This window comes from Paracoccus sp. NFXS7 (assembly GCF_040148865.1).
Classification (GTDB): domain Bacteria; phylum Pseudomonadota; class Alphaproteobacteria; order Rhodobacterales; family Rhodobacteraceae; genus Paracoccus; species Paracoccus marcusii.
Window position 1 is genome coordinate 288,736 of sequence record NZ_JAKEKV010000001.1, and the last position, 21,145, is coordinate 309,880.

17 protein-coding genes are annotated in these 21,145 nt (G+C 66.2%); 10 read left to right on the plus strand and 7 right to left on the minus strand.

All coding sequences use genetic code 11. The annotated features are described in order from the left end of the window. Window positions 1–52: 52 nt before the first annotated feature. Window positions 53–1,201: an RsmB/NOP family class I SAM-dependent RNA methyltransferase gene (locus tag LZ686_RS01470; protein WP_349546779.1), complete on the minus strand. Its 1,149-nt coding sequence runs from the start codon at window positions 1,199–1,201 to the stop codon at window positions 53–55. Between the two features lie 250 nt (window positions 1,202–1,451). Between LZ686_RS01470 and katG the strand changes: the two genes are divergently transcribed. Continuing rightward, window positions 1,452–3,638, plus strand: coding sequence for a catalase/peroxidase HPI (gene katG, locus LZ686_RS01475; protein WP_349547113.1), 2,187 nt, complete (start codon window positions 1,452–1,454; stop codon window positions 3,636–3,638). An 89-nt stretch (window positions 3,639–3,727) separates the two neighbouring features. Here katG and guaB read toward each other — a convergent pair whose 3' ends face one another. Next, window positions 3,728–5,176, minus strand: coding sequence for an IMP dehydrogenase (gene guaB / locus LZ686_RS01480; RefSeq protein WP_045981235.1), 1,449 nt, complete (start codon window positions 5,174–5,176; stop codon window positions 3,728–3,730). A 211-nt stretch (window positions 5,177–5,387) separates the two neighbouring features. Here guaB and LZ686_RS01485 point away from each other — a divergent pair, with 211 nt between their 5' ends. The 6 genes from LZ686_RS01485 (at window position 5,388) to LZ686_RS01510 (ending at window position 11,468) form a co-directional block, all read left to right on the plus strand. Then, window positions 5,388–6,545, plus strand: coding sequence for an outer membrane protein transport protein (locus LZ686_RS01485; protein ID WP_045981236.1), 1,158 nt, complete (start codon window positions 5,388–5,390; stop codon window positions 6,543–6,545). Window positions 6,546–6,852: 307 nt separating this feature from the next. Beyond that, the gene (locus LZ686_RS01490; RefSeq protein WP_045981237.1) at window positions 6,853–7,716 is read left to right on the plus strand and encodes a hypothetical protein; all 864 of its coding nucleotides are present in this window, start codon (window positions 6,853–6,855) and stop codon (window positions 7,714–7,716) included. A gap of 1 nt (window position 7,717) precedes the next feature. After that, window positions 7,718–8,644: a homoserine O-succinyltransferase gene (locus LZ686_RS01495; RefSeq protein ID WP_349546780.1), complete on the plus strand. Its 927-nt coding sequence runs from the start codon at window positions 7,718–7,720 to the stop codon at window positions 8,642–8,644. A 4-nt stretch (window positions 8,645–8,648) separates the two neighbouring features. Continuing rightward, window positions 8,649–9,533: a polyphosphate kinase 2 gene (gene ppk2 / locus LZ686_RS01500; RefSeq protein ID WP_148912295.1), complete on the plus strand. Its 885-nt coding sequence runs from the start codon at window positions 8,649–8,651 to the stop codon at window positions 9,531–9,533. Window positions 9,534–9,591: 58 nt separating this feature from the next. Then, on the plus strand, window positions 9,592–10,335 hold the full coding sequence (locus LZ686_RS01505; RefSeq protein WP_349546781.1) for an SDR family NAD(P)-dependent oxidoreductase: 744 nt from the start codon (window positions 9,592–9,594) through the stop codon (window positions 10,333–10,335). A gap of 95 nt (window positions 10,336–10,430) precedes the next feature. Further along, window positions 10,431–11,468 (plus strand): ABC transporter substrate-binding protein, encoded by a 1,038-nt coding sequence (locus LZ686_RS01510; RefSeq protein ID WP_252926423.1) that lies wholly within the window; start codon window positions 10,431–10,433, stop codon window positions 11,466–11,468. A 29-nt stretch (window positions 11,469–11,497) separates the two neighbouring features. Here the strand turns inward: LZ686_RS01510 and LZ686_RS01515 are convergent, their stop codons facing one another. After that, window positions 11,498–11,851, minus strand: coding sequence for a Rieske (2Fe-2S) protein (locus LZ686_RS01515; RefSeq protein WP_349546782.1), 354 nt, complete (start codon window positions 11,849–11,851; stop codon window positions 11,498–11,500). 43 nt (window positions 11,852–11,894) lie between these two features. Then, window positions 11,895–13,007 carry a 4-hydroxyphenylpyruvate dioxygenase gene (hppD, locus tag LZ686_RS01520; protein WP_349546783.1) on the minus strand — a complete coding sequence of 371 codons (1,113 nt, stop codon included), beginning with the start codon at window positions 13,005–13,007 and terminating at the stop codon, window positions 11,895–11,897. Between the two features lie 128 nt (window positions 13,008–13,135). Here hppD and LZ686_RS01525 point away from each other — a divergent pair, with 128 nt between their 5' ends. From LZ686_RS01525 to metH, 3 genes are all read left to right on the plus strand, one after another. Continuing rightward, entirely contained in the window at window positions 13,136–13,588 is a 453-nt protein-coding gene (locus tag LZ686_RS01525; RefSeq protein WP_349546784.1) for an Lrp/AsnC family transcriptional regulator, read from the plus strand. A 96-nt stretch (window positions 13,589–13,684) separates the two neighbouring features. Continuing rightward, window positions 13,685–14,722, plus strand: coding sequence for a homocysteine S-methyltransferase family protein (locus tag LZ686_RS01530; RefSeq protein WP_349546785.1), 1,038 nt, complete (start codon window positions 13,685–13,687; stop codon window positions 14,720–14,722). After that, window positions 14,715–17,432: a methionine synthase gene (gene metH, locus LZ686_RS01535; protein WP_349546786.1), complete on the plus strand. Its 2,718-nt coding sequence runs from the start codon at window positions 14,715–14,717 to the stop codon at window positions 17,430–17,432. The genes LZ686_RS01530 and metH overlap by 8 nt, the downstream gene beginning before the upstream one ends. Window positions 17,433–17,465: 33 nt before the next feature. Here the strand turns inward: metH and betA are convergent, their stop codons facing one another. The 3 genes from betA to betI are packed head-to-tail and all read right to left on the minus strand — an operon-like array spanning window position 17,466 to window position 21,089. After that, window positions 17,466–19,094: a choline dehydrogenase gene (gene betA, locus LZ686_RS01540; RefSeq protein WP_349546787.1), complete on the minus strand. Its 1,629-nt coding sequence runs from the start codon at window positions 19,092–19,094 to the stop codon at window positions 17,466–17,468. Then, the gene (betB, locus tag LZ686_RS01545) at window positions 19,081–20,526 is read right to left on the minus strand and encodes a betaine-aldehyde dehydrogenase (RefSeq protein WP_349546788.1); all 1,446 of its coding nucleotides are present in this window, start codon (window positions 20,524–20,526) and stop codon (window positions 19,081–19,083) included. The genes betA and betB overlap by 14 nt, the downstream gene beginning before the upstream one ends. Continuing rightward, window positions 20,523–21,089, minus strand: a complete 567-nt coding sequence (gene betI, locus LZ686_RS01550) for a transcriptional regulator BetI (protein WP_045981248.1) — start codon at window positions 21,087–21,089, stop codon at window positions 20,523–20,525. The genes betB and betI overlap by 4 nt, the downstream gene beginning before the upstream one ends. Between the last annotated feature and the right edge of the window lie 56 nt (window positions 21,090–21,145).

The window sequence follows — 21,145 nt, forward strand, 5'->3', positions numbered from 1 at the left end:
CCTTGTTCCGTCCGATCCTGCGCAGGGTAACGTGGCTTTGCTTAAATTTGCGTTAACCCTGTCGCAGCTGGGCCAGAAAGAACCCGTCGCCCCCGGTCAGGGGTGTCCATGCCTGCTGGTCGATGCGCCGGAAACCGGGATGGCGCGACAGGAACGCGTCCACCTGATCGCCGTTCTCGGCCTCAAGAACGGAACAGGTCATGTAGGCCAGCAGACCGCCGGGCGCGACCAGTGCCGCCACCTGATCCAGGATGCGGGCCTGCAGCGCCACGAGGTCGCTCAACTGCGCCGCGGTCAGACGCCATTTCGCGTCGGGCGTCCGCCGCCATGTCCCCGATCCTGAACAGGGAACGTCGGCGACCACCAAGTCGAATGTCCCGCGCGGCTGCGTCTGGATCTGGACCTTGGCCCCCGCGCGGGCGGCACGGGCGGGCAGATCGGCCATGCGGGCCGGGGCCACGTCATGGGCGGACACCTGCATGCCAGGCTGCCGCGCGGCCAGGGCCAGCGCCTTGCCGCCGCCCCCCGCGCAATAGTCCACGACCCGCAGGCCGGGAGCCAATGGCAGCCGCGCGCAGGCCATCTGTGGCGACAGGTCCTGCAGCTCGACCAGGCCGTCCAGATAGGCGCTGGACCGCGCGATTAGGCGGTCGCCCGACACGACCCGCAGGGCCGATGTAAGCTGGGGCGCGGCCTCGACCGTGATCCCGTCGGCGGCCAGCACCGCCGCCGCCTGCTCGGGCGTCGCGCGCGACCCGTTCACGCGCAGCCAGACCGGCGCACGCTGCGTCATGGCCAGCGCCACGGCATCGGCCTGATCGCCCAGGGCCTGCCGCCAGGCCGGGCGCAACCAGTCGGGCAGGTCGTCGGGCAGCGGGTCGGGGGGAACCACGGCGGCCTCGGCCTCCGTCAGGGGTGACGGTGCGTGGCCTTCTCCGGTAAAGATCGCGTCCAGCGACGGACCGGATTGGCGGACATGGCCGATCATCAGCCCCCGCCCCGTCAGACCCCCGCCCAAGGCGGCAAGACTGTCTCGCTGCCGCAGGGCACCGAAGACCAGATCGCGCAGGGCGGCCCGGTCGCCCGACCCCGCAAAGCGACTGGCACGCGACCAGCGCAACAGCGCCTGTTCCGCGGGGCTGCCGGCAAGGATCTGGTCCAGAACGGTGATGGCGGCGCTGATGCGGGCGGCGGGCGTCACGATGTCGCCCGTCCGAAAAGGGTGTGATGGGTCATGGGTGCCCTTGGCTGATCTGTCAGGTCATTTGCCTATCATGATGACACGGGACCGGGCCAGCCCCATCAGCATTCCTGACGGTGTCGATCAGTTAATCGAAATTTACCTGATGCGTTGACCAAGCTACTGTCTGGCAATGACGAATCGCCCGCGATGCGACCGGTCCGCGGAATGCCGCCGGACCGCCCGCATGGCCCGCAAGATGGAGATGATGATGGACGGCAACCCGATGAACAGCGCCGGCAAATGCCCGGTGATGCATGGCAGCCATACCTCGACCGCAGCGTCGAACACCGACTGGTGGCCCAGTGCGCTGAACTTCGACATCCTGCACCAGCATGACCGAAAGACGAACCCGCTTGGCCCCGATTTCAACTATCGCGAACAGCTGAAGTCGCTGGACGTCGAGGCGCTGAAGAACGACATCCGCGCCCTGATGACCGACAGCCAGGAGTGGTGGCCCGCCGACTGGGGCAGCTATGTCGGCATGTTCGCGCGCGTCACCTGGCACGCGGCGGGGTCCTATCGCCTTGGCGACGGTCGGGGCGGTGCGGGCACTGGCAACCAGCGTTTCGCGCCGCTGAACAGCTGGCCCGACAACAACAACACCGACAAGGGTCGCCGCCTGCTGTGGCCGATCAAGAAAAAGTACGGCAACAAGATCAGCTGGGCCGACCTGATCGTGCTGGCCGGGACCATCGCCTATGAGCAGGCAGGCCTGAAGACCTTCGGCTTTGCCTTTGGCCGCGAGGACATCTGGCATCCCGAGAAGGACATCTACTGGGGCGCCGAGAAGGAGTTCCTGGAGGGATCTGAAAGCCGCTATGCGGACGTGACCAAGCCCGACACGATGGAGAACCCGCTGGCCGCCGTGCAGATGGGCCTGATCTACGTGAACCCCGAGGGCGTGAACGGTCAGCCCGACCCGGCGGCCACCGCCCAGCACATCCGCGAGACCTTTGCCCGGATGGCCATGAACGACGAGGAGACCGTCGCCCTGACCGCCGGCGGCCACACCATCGGCAAGAGCCACGGCAACGGCCGGGCCGAGAACATGGGGGCCGAGCCAGAAGGCGCGGCGCTGCACGAGCAGGGCCTGGGCTGGAACGCGCAGGAAGGCCGCCGCGGCATCGGCCGCGACCAGATGGTCAGCGGCATCGAGGGCGCCTGGACCAGCAACCCCACCAAGTGGGACATGGGCTATTTCGACATGCTGTTCGGCCATGAGTGGGAGCTGCGCAAGTCGCCCGCAGGCGCCTGGCAGTGGGAGCCCGTGGACATCAAGCCCGAGGACATGCCCGCCGATGTCGAGGATCCGTCGATCCGGACCATGCCGATCATGACCGACGCGGACATGGCGATGAAGGTGGACCCCGTCTATCGCGCCATCTGCGAGAAGTTCATCGCCGATCCGGCCAGCTTCGACGACGCCTTCGCCCGCGCCTGGTTCAAGCTGACCCACCGCGACATGGGTCCCAAGGCACGCTATGTCGGGCCCGACGTGCCGTCCGAGGACCTGATCTGGCAGGACCCGGTTCCCGCCGGCCGGACCGATTACGACGTCGAAGGCCTCAAGGCGCGGATCGCGGCGACCGACCTGACCGTGGCCGATATGGTGGCGACGGCCTGGGACAGCGCGCGGACCTTCCGCGGGTCCGACCTGCGCGGCGGTGCCAACGGCGCCCGCATCCGTCTGGCCCCGCAGAAGGACTGGGCCGGCAACGAACCCGCGCGCCTGGCCCGCGTCCTGTCCGTCCTGCAGCCCATCGCCGACGAGGCCGGCGTGCCATTGGCCGATGTCATCGTGCTGGCCGGCAATGTCGGCATCGAGAAGGCCGCGCAGGCGGCAGGGCACGCGATCACCGTGCCCTTTGCCCCCGGCCGCGGCGACGCGACCGAAGAGCAGACCGACGCGGCATCCTTCGACGCGCTGGAGCCGGTGCATGACGGGTTCCGCAACTGGCTGAAGGCCGATTTCGCCGTCAACGCCGAGGAACTGCTGCTGGATCGTGCGCAGCTGCTGGGCCTGACCGCGGCCGAGATGACCGTCCTTCTGGGCGGGCTGCGGGTGATCGGCGCCAACCATGGCGGGTCCAAGCTGGGCGTGCTGACCGACCGCGAAGGCGCGCTGACGCAGGACTTCTTCGTCAACCTGACGGACATGGCCAACCGCTGGACCAAGGCCCAAGGCGACGCCGAGGTCTATGAGATCCGCGACCGCAAGACCGACGCCGTCCGCTGGCAGGCGTCGCGCGTGGACGTGACCGTGGGCTCGAACTCGATCCTGCGCAGCTATGCCGAGGTCTATGCCCAGGACGACAACGCCGAGAAGTTCGTCCGTGATTTCGTCGCCGCCTGGGTCAAGGTGATGAACGCCGACCGCTTCGACATCGCGGCGTGATCCGGCAGGGGCGCATCCGTGCGCCCCGACCGCCCATGACAAAGGCGGCCCCCTTTGCGGGGGCCGCCTTTTCGCTGTGATGCCGATGTTCAGCCCAACCGGTAGTTCGGGCTTTCGCGCGTGATCTGCACGTCGTGGACGTGGCTTTCCTTCAGCCCTGCCCCGGTGATGCGGACGAACTGGCAGTTGGTGCGCATCTCGGCGACGGTGGCGCAGCCGGTATAGCCCATCGCGGCGCGCAGGCCGCCGACCAGCTGGTGCACCACGGCGTTGGCCGTCCCCTTGTAGGGCACCTGCCCCTCGATCCCCTCGGGGACCAGCTTGTCGCTGGCCGCGTCCTTCTGGAAATAGCGGTCGGCCGATCCGCGGGCCATCGCGCCCAGCGAGCCCATCCCGCGATAGGACTTGAAGCTGCGGCCCTGGTACAGGATCACCTCACCGGGGCTTTCGTCGGTGCCGGCGATGGCGCTGCCGACCATGGCGCAGCTGGCGCCCGCGGCGATGGCCTTGGCGAAATCGCCGCTGAACTTGATCCCACCGTCAGCGATGATCGGGATGTCGCCCGCACCGGCCACGGCATCCATGATCGCGGTCAGCTGCGGCACTCCCACGCCCGCCACGATCCGCGTGGTGCAGATCGAGCCCGGCCCGATGCCGACCTTGACCGCATCCGCGCCTGCGCCGATCAGCGCGCGCGTGGCCTCGGTCGTGGCGACGTTGCCGGCAACCACCTGCACGCCCTCGCGGAACGCCTTGACCCGTTCGACCGCGCGCGCGACGCCTGCGGAATGGCCGTGGGCCGTGTCGATCACGACCATGTCCACGCCGGCCTCGATCAACGCGCAGCTGCGCTCGAAGCCCTCGTCGCCCACGGTGGAGGCTGCCGCTACGCGCAGGCGGCCCAGGTCATCCTTGCAGGCCTGCGGGTTCAGCACGGCCTTTTCGGTATCCTTCAGCGTCAGAAGGCCGGTCAGCTTGCCCGACCCGTCGGTGACCAGCAGCTTTTCGATCCGGCGCGCCTTCATCAGGCTGATCGCCTCGGCCCGGTCGGCCGGTTCGCGCAGGATGGCCAGGTTGTCCGACGACATCATGGCTCGCACCGGGGTGCGCATGTCGCTGGCGAACCGCATGTCGCGGTTGGTCACGATCCCCAGCACGCGTCCGTCCGCATCGACGACCGGAAAACCGGTGACGTTGTATCGGTCCTGCAGCGCCTTGGCATCGGCCAGGGTCTGGTCCGGCGTCAGGGTGATCGGGTTGTAGACGATACCGCTCTCAAAGCGCTTGACGCGGCGGACCTCGTCGGCCTGCTGCTCGGTCGTCAGGTTGCGGTGGATCACGCCCATGCCGCCGGCCTGCGCCATCGCAATGGCCATGCGGCTTTCGGTGACCGTGTCCATGGCGGATGACAGCAGCGGAATGTTCATCCGGATCGACCGGGTGACATGGGTGGTCACGTCAGCGGTCGAGGGAAGCACCGTCGATGCTGCCGGAACCAGAAGAACGTCGTCGAATGTGAGGGCCTCACGAATCTGCATGGGGGGTGTCCTTGCGGCAATCTCGTTTGGCAGTTTCCCCTTTCACGCCCTGTCCGCTTTGTCCAGCCCGCACGCAGGCGTTGCACGGACGACACGGCATACGAGCTGACATGACGCGGACGTCACGTCAGCGTGTTTGGGTAATTGATCGATAACGTTCGTGCGCTACGGTGGGTTCCGGGGGCGGTTCGCCCGACCGAGGGAGGATGACATGAAATTCGCAATCACGAGCATGGCCGCGCTGCTGGCGGGAACCGCGCCACTGCTGGCCGGGGGGATCGAACGCGCGCCCCAGTCACTGAACATCCTGTTCGAACAGGGCAATTACGCGGAACTCAGCTTCGGCGGCGCCGACCCGACCGTCGAAGGCCCGGACAGCCCTCCCGTGGGCGCACCGATCCCGCAGCGTGACACGGGTGACGTGGCAAACGGCTATGGGTTCGTGGGCCTGGGCTACAAGCACCAGTTCAACGACGCGCTGTCGGCCGCATTGATCATCGAACAGCCCTTCGGCGCGGACGTGACCTACACCCCTGCCGCCGATGGGGGATCGTTCCTGCTGGGCGGCACCCGAGCGCGCGTCGATTCGACGACCGTCACCGCCCTGATGCGCTACAAGCTGCCCAACAACCTGTCCTTCCATGGCGGCCTGCGCGGCTCGCGCGCCGATGCCGAAGTGACGCTGAGCGGCGCGGCCTATGGTCCGATCAGCGGCTACAACGTGCAGCTGGACCAGGACTGGGGCGTCGGCTTCGTGGTCGGTGCAGCCTATGAGATTCCCGACATCGCGGGTCGCGTCTCGCTGACCTACAACTCCAAGGTCGAACATCAGTTCGACACGGTCGAGAGCGTGAACGGCACCATCCTGGGACGTTCCACCACGACCGTCGACACCCCGGAATCGCTGACCCTCGAAGCGCAGACCGGCGTCGCTGCGGACACGCTGGTCTTCGGCAGCATCCGCTGGGTCAACTGGTCGGAGTTCACCGTGAACCCGCGCATCTTCTCCCGCGCACCCACTGCGACGGATCCACTGGGCTTCAACGTCACGGACGGCCTCGTATCGCTGGAGGACACGACGACCTATACGCTCGGCGTCGGCCGCAAGTTCAACGAGACATGGTCCGGCTCCGCAGCGCTGGTCTACGAGCCCGAGAACGACGATCTGGTCTCGCCCCTGGCGCCGACCAACGGTCGCCTCGGCCTGACATTGGCCGCCGTCTACACCATGGACAACATGAAGATCACCACGGGGATCAACTACTCCAAGCTGGGCGACGCGCGTCCCCAGACCGGCGGCGAACCCCGTGCACAGATGGAAGACAGCGACCTGCTGGGGATCGGCATCCGCATCGGCTACAGCTTCTGATCGCCGCCTGCCCGTTCTTCATCACCGATCGGCCCTGTCTCCGTGACAGGGCCGTTTTTCGTTGGACGTCAACCCTGTGGTGGTGGGCGGCGACATCGTCCAAACGCCCCTGCGCGGGGGCCAGGCCGACGATGCGCAACGAACTGGCGGAATATCGTGACGGCGGGGGGTCCGGGGGGCTGGCCCCCCGGCCTGCGCGGGACGCAGAGGGTCCTGCGCGACGCGGCGTGGTACGCCCGTGCGGTCGGCCTCTTTCCATGCCGCATGCATGCGATTACCTAGGGGCCGAGCAGGGAAAGGGCATCGGATGATCTATGGCAGCGCGGATGAATGGCGGGCCGCCGCGGGCAAGCGGGTCGTGCTTTTCGGCATGTCCGGCCTGGGCAAGACCTATCTGGCCTCGATGCTGCGGGACACGGGCGACTGGTTCCACTACAGCGTCGATTACCGGATCGGCACGCGCTACATGGGTGAATACATCGCCGACAATTTCAAGCGCGAGGCGATGAAGGTGCCGTTTCTGCGCGAATTGCTGATGTCTGACAGCGTGCATATCGCCAGCAACATCACCTTCGACAACCTGGCGCCGCTGTCCACCTATCTGGGCAAGCCCGGCAGCCCGTCGCGCGGGGGGCTGCCCTTCGACGCCTATTGCCAGCGTCAGGACCAGCATCGCCGGGCCGAGATCGCCTCGCTTCTGGACACCCGACATTTCATGGACCGCGCCGGCGACATCTATGGCACGCCGCATTTCGTCTGCGACAGCGGCGGCTCGATCTGCGAGGTTGTGGATCCGGACGATCCCGACGACCCGGTCCTGACCGCCCTGTCGCGCGACCTGCTGCTGGTCTGGATCAAGGGCAGCGACGCGCATACCGCCGAACTGGTCCGCCGCTTCGACCGCGCGCCGAAGCCGATGTATTACCAGCCGCAATTCCTGGAACGCGCCTGGATCGCCTATCGCGTGGAAAAGGGGCTGGAGGCTGACCAGGTGAACCCCGATGACTTCATCCGCTGGACCTATGCCCGGGCGCTGGCCCATCGCCAGCCGCGCTATGAGGCGATGGCCCGGCGCGGCGTCACCATCCTGGCCGAGGAGGTGGCGCAGATCCGCACCCCTGACGATTTTACCGACCTGATCGCGACCGCCATCGCGCGCAAGGATAGCTGACATGCCCATCACGTTGAACGAAAGCCTGCCCGCCTATCGCATCCTGTCCCAAGAAGGGGTGATGGTCATGTCGCCGGGCCGTGCCGCGACCCAGGACATCCGTCCCCTGCGCATCGCGCTGCTGAACCTGATGCCCAAGAAGATCCAGACCGAGAACCAGTTCGCCCGGCTGATCGGCGCCACGCCGCTGCAGATCGACTTTCAGCTGATCCGCATGTCGGACCATGAAAGCCGCAACACCGCTGCCGACCACATGGAAAGCTTCTATCGACCGTTCCGCGACGTCGAGGCCAGCGGAGAGAAGTTCGACGGCCTGGTCATCACCGGCGCTCCGATCGAGCATCTGCCGTTCGAGGACGTGACCTATTGGGACGAACTGACCCGCGTCTTTGCCTGGACGCAGACCCATGTTCATTCGACCTTCGGGGTCTGCTGGGGTGGCATGGCGATGGCGGCGCATTTCCACGGCCTGCCAAAGCACCCCCTGCCGGCCAAGGCGTTCGGCTGTTTCCGGCACACCAATCTGGCACCGGCATCGCCCTATCTGCGCGGGTTCTCGGACGAGGTGCTGGTCCCGGTCAGCCGCTGGACCGAGGTGCGTCAGGACGACGTGGACGCCCGCCCGGCGCTGACCACCCTGCTGGCCAGCGCCGATGTCGGGCCCTGCCTGCTGGCCGATCCGGGGCACCGCGCCCTCTATGTCTTCAACCATTTCGAATATGACAGCTCCACGCTCAAGGAGGAATACGACCGGGACGTGGCGGCGGGGAAACCGGTGAACGTGCCCGCCAACTATTATCCCGGCGACGACCCGACGCGGGCGCCCGCGAACCGCTGGCGCAGCCATGCGCACCTGCTCTACGGTAACTGGATCAACGAGATCTATCAGACGACATGGTACGACATGTCGCGCATCGGAGAGGGCTGAGCACATGGGCGCCGAACTGCCGGACCTGCCGCTGGTGGGGAAGATCACCGCCTATCTGCAGGACGAGGCCCCCGCGCCGATCCGCAAGGCGGTTCAGAAGGGGTCGTCCAAGGACATCCTGGACCCGGACTTCCCCTACAGCGCAGAGATGCCCAAAGCGGAATACGAACCGCAGATGGCTGCGTTGCAGATGCAGCTGGTTCGCATGATGCACGACGTGATCGACAGCGGAAAGCGGCTGGTGGTCCTGTTCGAGGGGCGCGACGCCGCCGGCAAGGGCGGCACGATCGAGCGTGTGCGCGAAAACCTGAACCCCCGGTCGGCCAGCATCGTGGCCCTGCCCAAGCCGAACGAGCGCGAGGCGGGCCAGTGGTATTTCCAGCGCTATGTCGATTGGCTGCCCGGCGCCGGAGAGATCGCCCTGTTCGACCGCAGCTGGTACAACCGCGGCGTGGTCGAACGGGTCTTCGGCTTTTCGACCGACACGCAGCGCGCGGCGTTCTTTCGCCAGCTGCCGGGGTTCGAACAGATGCTGGTCGACGACGGGATCATCCTGGTCAAGCTGTGGCTGAACGTGGGCCGCGCCGAACAGTTGCGTCGCTTTCTGGACCGCGAGAAGGACCCGCTGAAGCAGTGGAAGCTGAGCGGCATCGACGTGGACGGGCTGGCCCGGTGGGACGACTATACCGCGGCGATCCGCGACACGCTGGCGGCGTCCCATTCGCCGATCGCGCCCTGGACCGTGATCCGGTCGGACGACAAGCGCCGCGCCCGGATCGCCGCGATCCAGACCATTCTGGGCGCGGTCGATTACGCAGGCAAGGATCAGGCCGCCATCGGAACGCGCGACCCCTTGATCGCCGGCGGGCCGGAACTGCTGCGCGACTGATCTTGGCGCGCGCGCGCCCACGTGCCAGAACCCGACCGGAACATCCTGGGAGGGGATCATGGATCTGTCGAACTGCCGCGCCGTCGTGACCGGGGGCGCATCGGGCCTGGGCGCCGCCACCGCGGCGCATTTCCGCGACATGGGGGCGCAGGTCACCGTGCTGGACCGCGACCCGGCGGGGGCCGAAGCCGCATCCGCCATCGGCGCGCATTATGCCGTGACCGACGTCACCGACGAGGCCAGCGTGACGGCGGCGCTGGATCATGCCGTGGCGCGGATGGGGGGCATCGATGTCTGCGTGAACTGCGCGGGCGTGGTGGTGGGAGAAAAGACCCTGGGCCGCGACGGTCCGCACCGTCTGGACAGCTTTCGCCGCACGATCGAGGTCAACCTAATCGGCAGCTTCAACGTGCTGCGCCTGGCCGCCGAACGCATGGCCGCGAACGGGCGTGCCCAGAACGGCGTGATCGTGAACACGGCGTCCATCGCCGCCTTTGACGGGCAGAAGGGCCAGGCCGCCTATGCTGCCTCCAAGGCCGGCATTGCGGGCATGACGCTGCCGCTGGCGCGCGATCTGGCGGGACAAGGCATCCGGGTCTGCGCCATCGCACCCGGCATCTTTGGCACGCCCATGCTCAAGGGCCTGCCCGCGGACGTGCAGGACAGCCTGGCGGCCGAGGTGACCTATCCCAAGCGGCTTGGCGATCCGACCGAATTCGCGCGGACCTGCGTCTTCATCGTACAGAACGACTATCTGAACGGAGAGACGATCCGCGTCGACGGCGCATTGCGGATGCGCTAGGCACACAGGCCCATCACGGGCGCGCGAAACCCTTGCGCGCGCCCGCAGCCCGCCTTAGCGTTGTCGCAAATCCGACAACAGAGAGGCCAGTTTTCATGCGCTTGCTGACCACCACCATCCTGGCCGCGGCGGCCCTGCCCGCCTATGCCGCCGACCGCGAACTGACGGTTTTCGATTGGGCCGGGTTCGAGGAACCCTCGATCTTCCAGGCCTATGTGGACAAGCACGGCGACAGCCCGACCTATGCCTTCTACGGCGATGACGACGAAGCGTTCCAGAAGGTCGCGTCGGGTTTCAAGGCGGACGTGATCCACCCCTGCAGCCAGATGGTCGGCAAGTACCGCGATGCCGGTTTGATCGAGCCTTGGGACACGTCGCGCATCCCGAACTTCGAGCAGATCGAGGAGCGATTCTTGGACAGCGAGGTCTTCCGCGACGATCAGGGCGTGTGGTTCATCCCGACCGACTGGGGCGCGACCGCCATCGCCTACAACACCGAGACCGTCCCGGCCGAGGACGTGGCCAGCCTGAGCGTGTTCACCAACCCGAAATATCAGGGCCGCACCTCGCTGCCCGACAGTTCGGATGATGTCTGGGCGCTGGCCTATCTGGCGACCGGCGTGACCGACTGGTCCGAGGTGACCGACGAACAGTTCCAGGCCGCCGCCGCCTGGCTGCGCGAGGCGCATGTCAATGTTGCGGCCTACTGGGCCGACCCGTCCGAGCAGGCACAGCTGATGGCGTCGGGTGCGGTGGACGTGGCTTGGTCGTGGAACGACGGTGTCGTCTATCTGCAGGCCGACAATTATCCGGTGGGCTTTCAGCGTGAGCCGGCCGAAGGGTCGTCGACCTTCTTTTGCGGCTACGTGAACGTCAAGGACGGTCCGGGCAGCGAAGACAAGGCCTATGACTTCATCAACGCCTGGCTGGAGCCGTCGGCCGCCAAGGCGCTGCTGGACACGATCGGTTATGGCCATACCTCGGCCGCGGCCATGGCGACCATTGCCGACGAACCCGCCGTCGCCGAAGGTCTGGCCGAGATCGACGCACCCGTCCTGGCCCAGACCCCGAATGACCCCGAACTGCGTCAGCGCCAGTTGGCCGAGTTCGAGAAGATCAAGGCCGGCTTCTGATCCCGGTCAGGGACCGCGCATGAAATTTGTCAGGGGGCGATCACGATGTGGTCGCCCTGTTGCATGATCGGGACCGCATCCAGCCCGCATTCCGCACCGGCCACGACGCTGCCGGTCGACTTGTCGAAGCTTGCGCCATGTGCGGTGCACAGCAGCCGCAATCCATCCGCAGAAAGCAGCATATCGCCGCGGTAATCCAGCGGCAGGTACTGATGCGGACAGGCGTTCACATAGGCACGCAGCACGTCGCCGTCGCGCAGCACGATCATCGGGAACGACCCGCGGTCGGTCGTGACGGTCAGCGGATGGACGTCGGTGACCCGGGTCGCCGCGCAGACGCGCGTGCCAGGCGCCGGGGCGCTGCTGTAATCGGTCCAGGCCATGATGATCGGCGCGGCGGCCTCCCCGCCGCCGCGCCGCTCCTCCCTACTCGGCCGGGGTGGCGTCGAGAACGCCGCGCCGGATCTGGTCTTCCTCGATGGACTCGAACAGGGCGCGGAAATTGCCCTCTCCGAACCCGTCGTCGCCTTTGCGCTGGATGAACTCGAAGAAGATCGGCCCGATCACCGTCTTCGAGAAGATCTGCAGCAGGATGCGCGTCTCTCCGCCACCCACGACGCCTTCGCCGTCAATCAGGATGCCGCGCGCCTTCATGCGGTCCAGCGGTTCGTCATGGTCCTTCACGCGGCGGTGCGACATCTCGTAATAGGTGTCGGGGGGGCCGGGCATGAACTCCATCCCGGCCTCGGCAATGCGGTCGGTTCCGGCATAGATGTCGTTCGAGGCGATGGCGATGTGCTGGATGCCCTCGCCCTTGTACTCGCGCAGATATTCCTCGATCTGGCTGTGATCGTCGGTGCTCTCGTTGATCGGGATGCGGATCTTGCCGCAGGGCGATGTCAGGGCGCGGCTGACCAGACCGGTCTGCTTGCCCTTGATGTCGAAGAAGCGGATCTCGCGGAAATTGAACGTGTCGTGATAGAACTTGTACCACGTGTCCATGTTGCCGCGGATCACGTTGTGGGTCAGGTGATCCAGATAGAAGAAGCCGAACCCTTCGGGGCGCGGGTCGGCCTCGCCGATCCAATTGTAATCCGCGTCATAGGCACTGCCCGCGTTCCCATAGCGGTCGATGAAATACAAAAGCGACCCGCCGATCCCCAGGACAGCCGGTGCCTCGATCGACTTGCCGGGCCCGGTGTATTCGGTGGCGCCAAGCTCCAACGCGCGCTTCAGGGCGACCTGCGCGTCCACAACCCGCCACGCCATGGCCGGCGCGCAGGGGCCGTGTTCCGCGACAAAGCCGGCTGCATGGCTGTCCGCCTCGGCATTCAGCAGATAGTTGATGTCGCCCTGACGATAGAGCGTGATCGCCTTGGTCTTGTGGGTCGCCACGGGGTTAAACCCCATCTGCCGGAAGATGCGGTCCAGGACGGCCGGGTCCGGATGGGCGTATTCGACAAACTCGAACCCATCCGTTCCCGCGGGGTTCGCGGCACTGATCGTGGCCTTGGGGGCATCGTGGGGAAAGGGTCCCATGGCATTCCTCCTGCTTGTTGCCACCATGATGCGCGCGGGCCGCTGCAATGTGCTTGCAAAGAGGATCGCCAAGCGGTCAAAATTGCACGAAACGCGCATCGATGGCGCAAATGACGCACGGGTGACGCATGGACCGGTTCGACAGTGCAATCCTGGCTGCCCTGCAGCGCGACGGGGCCCTCAGCAACGCCGCATTGGCACAGGTCGCGGGGCTGTCTGCCAGCCAGATCTCGCGCAGGCGCGCGGCCCTGGAGGAGGCCGGCGTGATCGAGGGCTATGCCGCACGGCTTTCGGCCGCCAAGCTGGGGCACGGGTTCCGGGCGGTGATCCGCGTCAACCTGCGCGGCCATGGCCAAGGGCGCGAGGACGAATTCGCCCGCTTCGTGACGGCACAGCCGATGATCCGGCAGGCGTTCTCGGTATCCGGCGATGCCGATTACGTTCTGGACGTGCGCGCCCGCGACCTAGAGGCCTTTGCCGATTTCGTCCATCGCCACCTGCTGCCACACCCGCAGGTGGCGCAGGTCCGCTCCGAGATCGTTCTGAAGACACTCAAGGACGAAGGCGGCGTTCCGGTCTGACCATGCGCCTCGCTCATGATCTTGTCGAATACTATGAATTTGCCGATGGGACGCGGAACGCCTATATCACGGGCTGAAACCGAAAGGCCTGATCCCATGTCCCTGCCCCCATCCCCCGCCTTTGCGGCCCTGAACAAGGCCGCATCCGAACGCATCCTGATCCTGGACGGCGCGATGGGCACGCAGATCCAGGCCCTTGGCCTGGGAGAGGACGACTATACCGGCCACGGATCCGGTCATGTCTGCCGTCATCACACCGACCACCCCCAGCAGGGCAACAACGACCTGCTGATCCTGACCCAGCCCGAGGCGGTCGAGGAGATCCATTACCGCTATGCGATGGCCGGCGCCGACATCGTCGAGACCAATACATTTTCCGCGACCACCATCGCGCAGGCCGATTATGGTCTGGGCGAGGCGGTCCACGACCTGAACGTCGAGGGTGCCCGCGTCGTCCGCCGTGCCCTGGACCGCGCGACGGCCCAGGACGGGCGGCCCCGTTTCGTCGCGGGCGCCATCGGGCCGACGAACCGCACCGCATCGATGAGCCCGGACGTCAACGACCCCGGATACCGCGCCGTGACGTTCGAGGACCTGCGTGCCGCCTATCTGCAGCAGGCCAAGGGTCTGATCGCTGGCGGTACCGACATCCTGCTGATCGAGACGATCTTCGATACGCTGAACGCCAAGGCCGCGATCTTTGCCTGCATCCAGGCGATGGAGGATCACGGCCAGCGTCTTCCCATGATGATCTCGGGCACGATCACCGACGCGTCGGGGCGCACCCTGTCGGGCCAGACGCCGACTGCGTTCTGGCATTCGGTTCGCCATGCGAACCCCTGGACCATCGGCCTGAACTGCGCGCTTGGCGCCTCGGCCATGCGGCCGCATCTGGTCGAGCTGTCGGGCGTGGCCGACACGCTGATCTGTGCCTATCCCAATGCCGGCCTGCCCAACGCCTTCGGCCAGTATGACGAAGGCCCCCATGACACCGCCCCGCAGGTCGCCGAATTCGCGCGCGCGGGGCTGGTCAACGTGGTTGGCGGCTGCTGCGGCACCACGCCCGATCATATCCGCGCCATCGCCGATGCCGTGGCCCCCTTCGCCCCCAGAAAGGTGCCCGCCTATGCCTGATCGTTACCTGCGCCTGTCGGGGCTGGAGCCCTTTGTCCTGACGCCGGACATCCCCTTCGTGAACGTGGGCGAACGCACCAACGTCACCGGCTCCGCCCGTTTCCGAAAGCTGATTAAGGAGCGCGACTATGCCACCGCCCTGGAGGTCGCCCGCGATCAGGTCGAGAACGGCGCCCAGATCATCGACATCAACATGGACGAGGGCCTGATCGATTCAAAGGCCGCGATGGTCGAATACCTGAACCTGCTGGCGGCCGAGCCCGACATCGCCCGCGTGCCCATCATGATCGACAGCTCCAAATGGGAGGTGATCGAGGCCGGCCTGCAATGCGTGCAGGGCAAGCCGGTCGTCAACTCGATCAGCATGAAGGAGGGAGAGGAGCAGTTCCGCCATCAGGCGCGACTGTGCCTGGCCTATGGCGCGGCGGTCGTGGTCATGGCCTTCGACGAGCAGGGCCAGGCCGACACCGCCGCCCGCAAGATTGAGATCTGCCAGCGTGCCTACGACATCCTGGTGAACGAGGTGGGCTTTCCGCCCGAGGACATCATCTTCGACCCGAACATCTTCGCCGTGGCGACGGGCATCGAGGAGCACAACAACTACGGCGTCGACTTCATCGAGGCGACGCGATGGATCCGCCAGAACCTGCCCCATGCGCATGTGTCGGGCGGCGTGTCGAACCTGTCCTTCAGCTTCCGCGGCAACGAACCGGTGCGCGAGGCGATGCATGCCGTGTTCCTGTACCATGCCATCAAGGCGGGGATGGACATGGGCATCGTCAATGCGGGCCAGTTGGCCGTCTATGACCAGATAGACCCCGATCTGCGCGAGGCCTGCGAGGATGTCGTCCTGAACCGCCGCCCCGACGGCACCGAACGCCTGCTGGAGATCGCCGAGCGGTTCCGCGGCGACGGTCAGGGGGCCAAGCGCGAAAAGGATCTGTCCTGGCGCGAATGGCCGCTGGACAAGCGGCTGGAACATGCGCTGGTCAATGGCATCACCGAATATATCGAAGCCGACACCGAGGAAGCCCGGCAGGCCGCCGAACGTCCGCTGCACGTGATTGAAGGCCCGCTGATGGCGGGGATGAACGTGGTGGGCGACCTGTTCGGCGCGGGCAAGATGTTCCTGCCGCAGGTGGTGAAATCCGCCCGCGTGATGAAGCAGGCCGTGGCCGTCCTTCTGCCCTATATGGAGGAGGAAAAGCGCCTGTCCGGCGGGACAGAACGCGAGACCGCGGGCAAGATCCTGATGGCGACCGTCAAGGGCGACGTCCATGACATCGGCAAGAACATCGTCGGCGTCGTGCTGGCTTGCAACAACTTCGAGGTCATCGACCTGGGCGTGATGGTCCCGGCGCAGAAGATCCTGCAGGTCGCCCGCGACGAGAACGTGGACATCATCGGCCTGTCCGGCCTGATCACCCCGTCCCTGGACGAGATGGTGCACCTGGCCTCCGAGATGGAGCGCGAGGGAATGGACATTCCCCTGCTGATCGGTGGCGCGACGACATCCAAGATCCATACGGCGGTCAAGATCTCGCCCCGCTACACGCGCGGCCAGGCGGTCTATGTGACCGACGCCAGCCGGGCCGTGGGCGTCGCCTCCAACCTGCTGTCGACCGACCGCAAAGCCGCCTATGTCGACGAGATCCGGGCCGACTATGCCGCCGTCGCCGAGCGGCACGAGCGGTCCGAGGCATTGAAATCACGCCTTCCGCTGGCCAAGGCGCGCGACAATGCGCTGAAGATCGACTGGAGCGGCTATGTGCCCACCGCACCGACCTTCACCGGCGCGCGGGTGATCGAGGATTGGGACCTGGCCCAGATCGCGCGCTATATCGACTGGACGCCGTTCTTCCAGACCTGGGAGCTGAAGGGCGTCTATCCGCGCATCCTTGACGACGAAAAGCAGGGCGAGGCCGCCCGCCAGCTGTTCGCCGAGGCGCAGGAGATGCTGGCCCAGATCATCGACGGCCAATGGTTCAAGCCGCGGGCCGTGGTCGGTTTCTGGCCCGCGAACGCGGTCGGCGACGACATCCGCCTGTTCACCGGCGACGATCGGTCGGAGACGCAGGCCATGCTTCACACGTTGCGCCAGCAGGTCACCAAGCGTGGCGACCGGCCCAACGTGGCCCTGTCCGACTTCGTGGCACCCGAAGGCATCCCCGACCATGTCGGCGGTTTCGTCGTGACGGCAGGCCCCGAGGAGGCAGAGATCGCTGCACGCTATGAACGCGCCAATGACGACTACGGCGCGATCATGGTCAAGGCGCTGGCTGACCGTATCGCCGAGGCCATGGCCGAGATGCTGCACGAACGCGTGCGGCGCGACTATTGGGGCTATGCCAGGGACGAGGGCTTTGCGCCGGAGGAACTGGCGGCGGAACCCTATACCGGCATCCGTCCCGCGCCGGGCTATCCGGCCCAACCCGACCACACCGAAAAGCTGACGCTTTTCAAGTTGCTGGACGCGGAAGCTGCGACCGGCGTGACGCTGACGGAAAGCATGGCGATGTGGCCGGGATCGTCGGTTTCGGGCCTCTATATCAGCCATCCCGACAGCTATTACTTCGGCGTCGCCAAGATCGAGGAGGATCAGGCCCGCGATTACGCCGCGCGCAAGGGCTGGACCCTGGAAGAGGCCGAACGTTGGCTGGCCCCGGTCCTCAACTACACCAAGCGTCAGGCAGAGGCCGACGCGGCATAGGGAAAGGCCCGCATCGCTGCGGGCCTTTCTTTGTCAGGCGCGCAGCATCTGGCGGCCCAGGATGTGATCGGCGGCCTTTTCGCCGGTCATGATCGACGGGCCGTTCAGGTTGCCGTTGGTGATGCGCGGAAAGATCGAGCTGTCCGCGACGCGCAAGCCCTCGACCCCGATCACACGCAGTTCGGGGTCCACGACCGCGTCGGGATCGCTGGCCGCACCCATGCGGGCGGTGCTGCAGGGATGATAGGCCGATTCCGCATGTTCGCGGATGAACGCGTCGATCTGTTCATCGGTCTGCACGGCATCGCCCGGCTGGATCTCGTCGCCGCGATATTCCTTGAACGCGGGGGCGTCAAAGATGCGGCGCGTATGGCGGACGCATGCCCGGAACTCCTCCCAATCCTCGGGTTGGGACATGTAGTTGAAGCGGATTTCGGGCGCCACGGATGGGTCACCCGATGCCAGCCGGATTGTGCCGCGCGATTTCGACCGCATCGGCCCCACATGGGCCTGGAACCCATGACCCTTGGCCGCCGATTTCCCGTCATAACGGACCGCCAGCGGCAGGAAGTGATACTGGATGTCGGGATAGTCCTTCGCATCCGACGACCGGATGAAACCGCAGCTTTCGAACTGGTTCGATGCGCCAAGGCCGGTCTTCTGCAGCAGCCATTCGACACCCACGCGGCCTTTGCCCAGCAGGTTGTAATAGGTATACAGCGTCACCGGCTTCAGCGACTTGTACTGCATGTAGATCTCAAGATGGTCCTGCAGGTTGCCCCCGACGCCGGGACGATCCGCAAGTGGCGTGATGCCATGCTGGCGCAGGTGATCCGCAGGCCCGATGCCCGACAGCATCAGCAGCTTGGGCGTGTTGATCGTGCTGGCCGAGATGATGACCTCGCGGTTCGCCAGAACGGCCTCGACCTTGCCGTTGCGTTCGATTTCAACACCATAGGCGCGTTTTCCTTGAAACAGGATGCGGTTCGCCAGACCACGCACGACGGTCAGCAGGCCGGTCTTTTTCGCAGGACGCAGATAGGCATTGGCGGCGGACCAGCGGCGGCCCTTCCAGATGGTGGCCTCCATCGGGCCGAAACCCTCCTGCTGGGTGCCGTTGTAATCGTCCGTGCGTGGCCATCCTGCCTGGTGACCCGCCTCGATGAAGGTGTTGAACAACGGGTTCTTGCGCTTGCCGCGGGTGATGTGCAGCGGGCCGCTGGTGCCGCGCACCGGCGACGTGCCGCCGTGCCAGGTCTCCATCCGCTTGAAATACGGCAGGACGCCCGCATAGTCCCAGCCCGCGGCGCCGCTGTCGGCCCAATGCTGGAAATCCTTGGGGTTGCCGCGCACGAAGACCATGCCGTTGATCGACGACGATCCGCCGATGACCTTGCCGCGCGGCGTCGCCAGTTTGCGCCCGCCCAGATGCGGTTCCGGTTGGCTGGCAAAGCCCCAGTCATAGCGGCTCATGTTCATCGGATAGGACAGCGCGCCTGGCATCTGGATGAAGGGGCCGACATCGCTGCCGCCGAACTCGATCAGCGTGACGGTGCGTCCCGCCTCGGTCAGGCGATAGGCCAGGGCACAGCCGGCGCTGCCCGCGCCGATGATGACGTAATCCGCGTCCTTGGCGGCTTTCGGAAGATCAGTAGGGTGCATCGACGCCTCCCATGCCCACATAGACGGATTTCAACTGGCTATAATGCTCGATCGCGGCGGCGGAGTTCTCGCGGCCCAGACCGGACAGCTTGACGCCGCCAAAGGGCATCTCGACCGGCGTCAGGTTGTAGGTGTTGATCCAGCAGGTGCCGGCCTCCAGCGCGGCGACCACGCGATGGGCGCGGGACAGGTCCTGGGTAAAGACCCCCGCGGCCAGGCCAAAGCCGGTGCCGTTGGCACGGGCGATCACCTCGTCCTCGTCGGCAAAGCTGAGAGCAGTCAGGACGGGCCCAAAGATCTCGTCCGTCGCGATGGTCATGTCGTCGGTGGCATCGGCAAAGACCGTGGGCGGGATGAACGGCCCCTCGCCCTCTCCGCCGCAGACCAGCCGGGCACCGGCGTCACGCCCGGCGCGGATGGCGGCGCGGATCTTGTCGGCTTGGGCCGCATTGATGATCGGACCGTGATTGGTGTCCGGGTCCAGCGGATCGCCCATGCGCACGGCCTTCACACGTTCCGCCAGGCGGGCCAGGAAGTCCTCCTTGATGCCCTCCTGCAGGAAGACGCGCGTCCCGTTGGAGCAGATCTGCCCCGAGCTGTAGAAGTTCGCCAGGATCGCGGCACTGACCGCGTCCTCAAGGTTCGCGTCGTCAAAGACGATCAGGGGCGACTTGCCGCCCAGCTCCATCGTGACATGGCGCATTCCTTCGGCGGCGGCCGCATAGACGCGGCGGCCGGTGGGCACCGAACCGGTCAGGGACACCTTGGCCACGTTGGGGTCGGTGACCAGCGCGGCACCGACATCGCCCCGGCCCTGCACCACGTTGAACACGCCCGGAGGCATACCCGCCTCGATGAAGATTTCCGCCAGTTTCAGGGCCCCTAGCGGCGTTTCTTCGGACGGTTTGAAGACCATGGTGTTGCCCATGACCAAGGCCGGCGCGGCCTTCCAGCAGGCGATCTGGCTGGGATAGTTCCAGGCCCCGATGCCTGCACAGACACCCAGGGCCTCGCGGCGGGTATAGGCCCAGTCCGCCCCCAGGGGGATCATCTGGCCGGTCAGTGTCGCCGCCAGGCCCGCGAAATATTCCAGTGCCGCGGCACCCGACGGCCAGTCCGCCACCAACGTCTCCTGGATCGGCTTGCCGGTGTCCAGGGTCTCAAGGCGCGCCAGTTCGTCGTTGCGCTCAAGGATGATCGCGGCCGCGCGGCCGAGAATGCGGCCCCGCTCGACGGGCGCCATCGCGGCCCATGCGGGCTGGGCGGCCTTGGCGGCGGCGCAGGCCTGGGACACCTGGTCGGTCGACGACTCCTTCAGCGTCGCAATGGTCTCGCCGGTCAACGCATAGCGGACGGGCAGGTCGGCACCCTGCCCTTCGACCGGCTTGCCGCCGATGAACAGGGATGCGGTGGGTTGTGCGGAAAGGCTCATGCAAGGGCCTCCTTCAGATAGGTCATGATGGTGTTCAGCGCCACATCGGCATCGGTCGGACCGGGGGTCAGGACCGCGCGCAGATAAACGCCGTCGATCAGCGCACCCAACGTCTCGGCGGTGCGCTCGGGGTGGTCGGTCAGGCCGCGCAGCGCCACGATCAGGTTCGAATGCAGCCGGCGGTGATAGACCCGCAACAGGCGCGCGGCCTCGGGAGAGTTCAGCGCAAGTGCATAAAAATTGAGCCACGCACTGACCGTCTCGCGCTGAAAGTTCTGGGGCGCAAAGCTGGCGTGGATGATCGCATCCAACCGCCCCCGCGCACCCCGCCCCGGCAGGCGGTCATGGACCGATTGCCCATAACTGCGCAGGATATACCGCATCGCCGCCAGGAAGATCTGGTCCTTGGATCCGAAGTAATGGTGGGCCAACGCCGGCGACATGCCGGCACGCTTGGCGATCTGTGCGACGGTGACGTCCAGCGACCCCGCGCGCCCCACCTCGAAGATCGCGGCATTGATCAGCGCTGCTTTTCGGATAGGCTCGGCCCCGAGTTTCGGCATGATTGCACCTGCGGCGGAAGATTTCTGTTGCGTTGCCGTTTCCATGTAACGTTAAT

What these genes read in the sequence shown, in the direction of transcription:
- katG (WP_349547113.1), top strand. Translation starts at nt 1,452, where the DNA reads ATGGACGGCAACCCGATGAACAGCGCCGGCAAATGCCCGGTGATGCAT.
- guaB (WP_045981235.1), bottom strand. Translation starts at nt 5,176, where the DNA reads ATGCAGATTCGTGAGGCCCTCACATTCGACGACGTTCTTCTGGTTCCG.
- LZ686_RS01485 (WP_045981236.1), top strand. Translation starts at nt 5,388, where the DNA reads ATGAAATTCGCAATCACGAGCATGGCCGCGCTGCTGGCGGGAACCGCG.
- LZ686_RS01490 (WP_045981237.1), top strand. Translation starts at nt 6,853, where the DNA reads ATGATCTATGGCAGCGCGGATGAATGGCGGGCCGCCGCGGGCAAGCGG.
- LZ686_RS01495 (WP_349546780.1), top strand. Translation starts at nt 7,718, where the DNA reads ATGCCCATCACGTTGAACGAAAGCCTGCCCGCCTATCGCATCCTGTCC.
- ppk2 (WP_148912295.1), top strand. Translation starts at nt 8,649, where the DNA reads ATGGGCGCCGAACTGCCGGACCTGCCGCTGGTGGGGAAGATCACCGCC.
- LZ686_RS01505 (WP_349546781.1), top strand. Translation starts at nt 9,592, where the DNA reads ATGGATCTGTCGAACTGCCGCGCCGTCGTGACCGGGGGCGCATCGGGC.
- LZ686_RS01510 (WP_252926423.1), top strand. Translation starts at nt 10,431, where the DNA reads ATGCGCTTGCTGACCACCACCATCCTGGCCGCGGCGGCCCTGCCCGCC.
- LZ686_RS01515 (WP_349546782.1), bottom strand. Translation starts at nt 11,851, where the DNA reads ATGGCCTGGACCGATTACAGCAGCGCCCCGGCGCCTGGCACGCGCGTC.
- hppD (WP_349546783.1), bottom strand. Translation starts at nt 13,007, where the DNA reads ATGGGACCCTTTCCCCACGATGCCCCCAAGGCCACGATCAGTGCCGCG.
- LZ686_RS01525 (WP_349546784.1), top strand. Translation starts at nt 13,136, where the DNA reads ATGGACCGGTTCGACAGTGCAATCCTGGCTGCCCTGCAGCGCGACGGG.
- LZ686_RS01530 (WP_349546785.1), top strand. Translation starts at nt 13,685, where the DNA reads ATGTCCCTGCCCCCATCCCCCGCCTTTGCGGCCCTGAACAAGGCCGCA.
- metH (WP_349546786.1), top strand. Translation starts at nt 14,715, where the DNA reads ATGCCTGATCGTTACCTGCGCCTGTCGGGGCTGGAGCCCTTTGTCCTG.
- betA (WP_349546787.1), bottom strand. Translation starts at nt 19,094, where the DNA reads ATGCACCCTACTGATCTTCCGAAAGCCGCCAAGGACGCGGATTACGTC.
- betB (WP_349546788.1), bottom strand. Translation starts at nt 20,526, where the DNA reads ATGAGCCTTTCCGCACAACCCACCGCATCCCTGTTCATCGGCGGCAAG.
- betI (WP_045981248.1), bottom strand. Translation starts at nt 21,089, where the DNA reads ATGCCGAAACTCGGGGCCGAGCCTATCCGAAAAGCAGCGCTGATCAAT.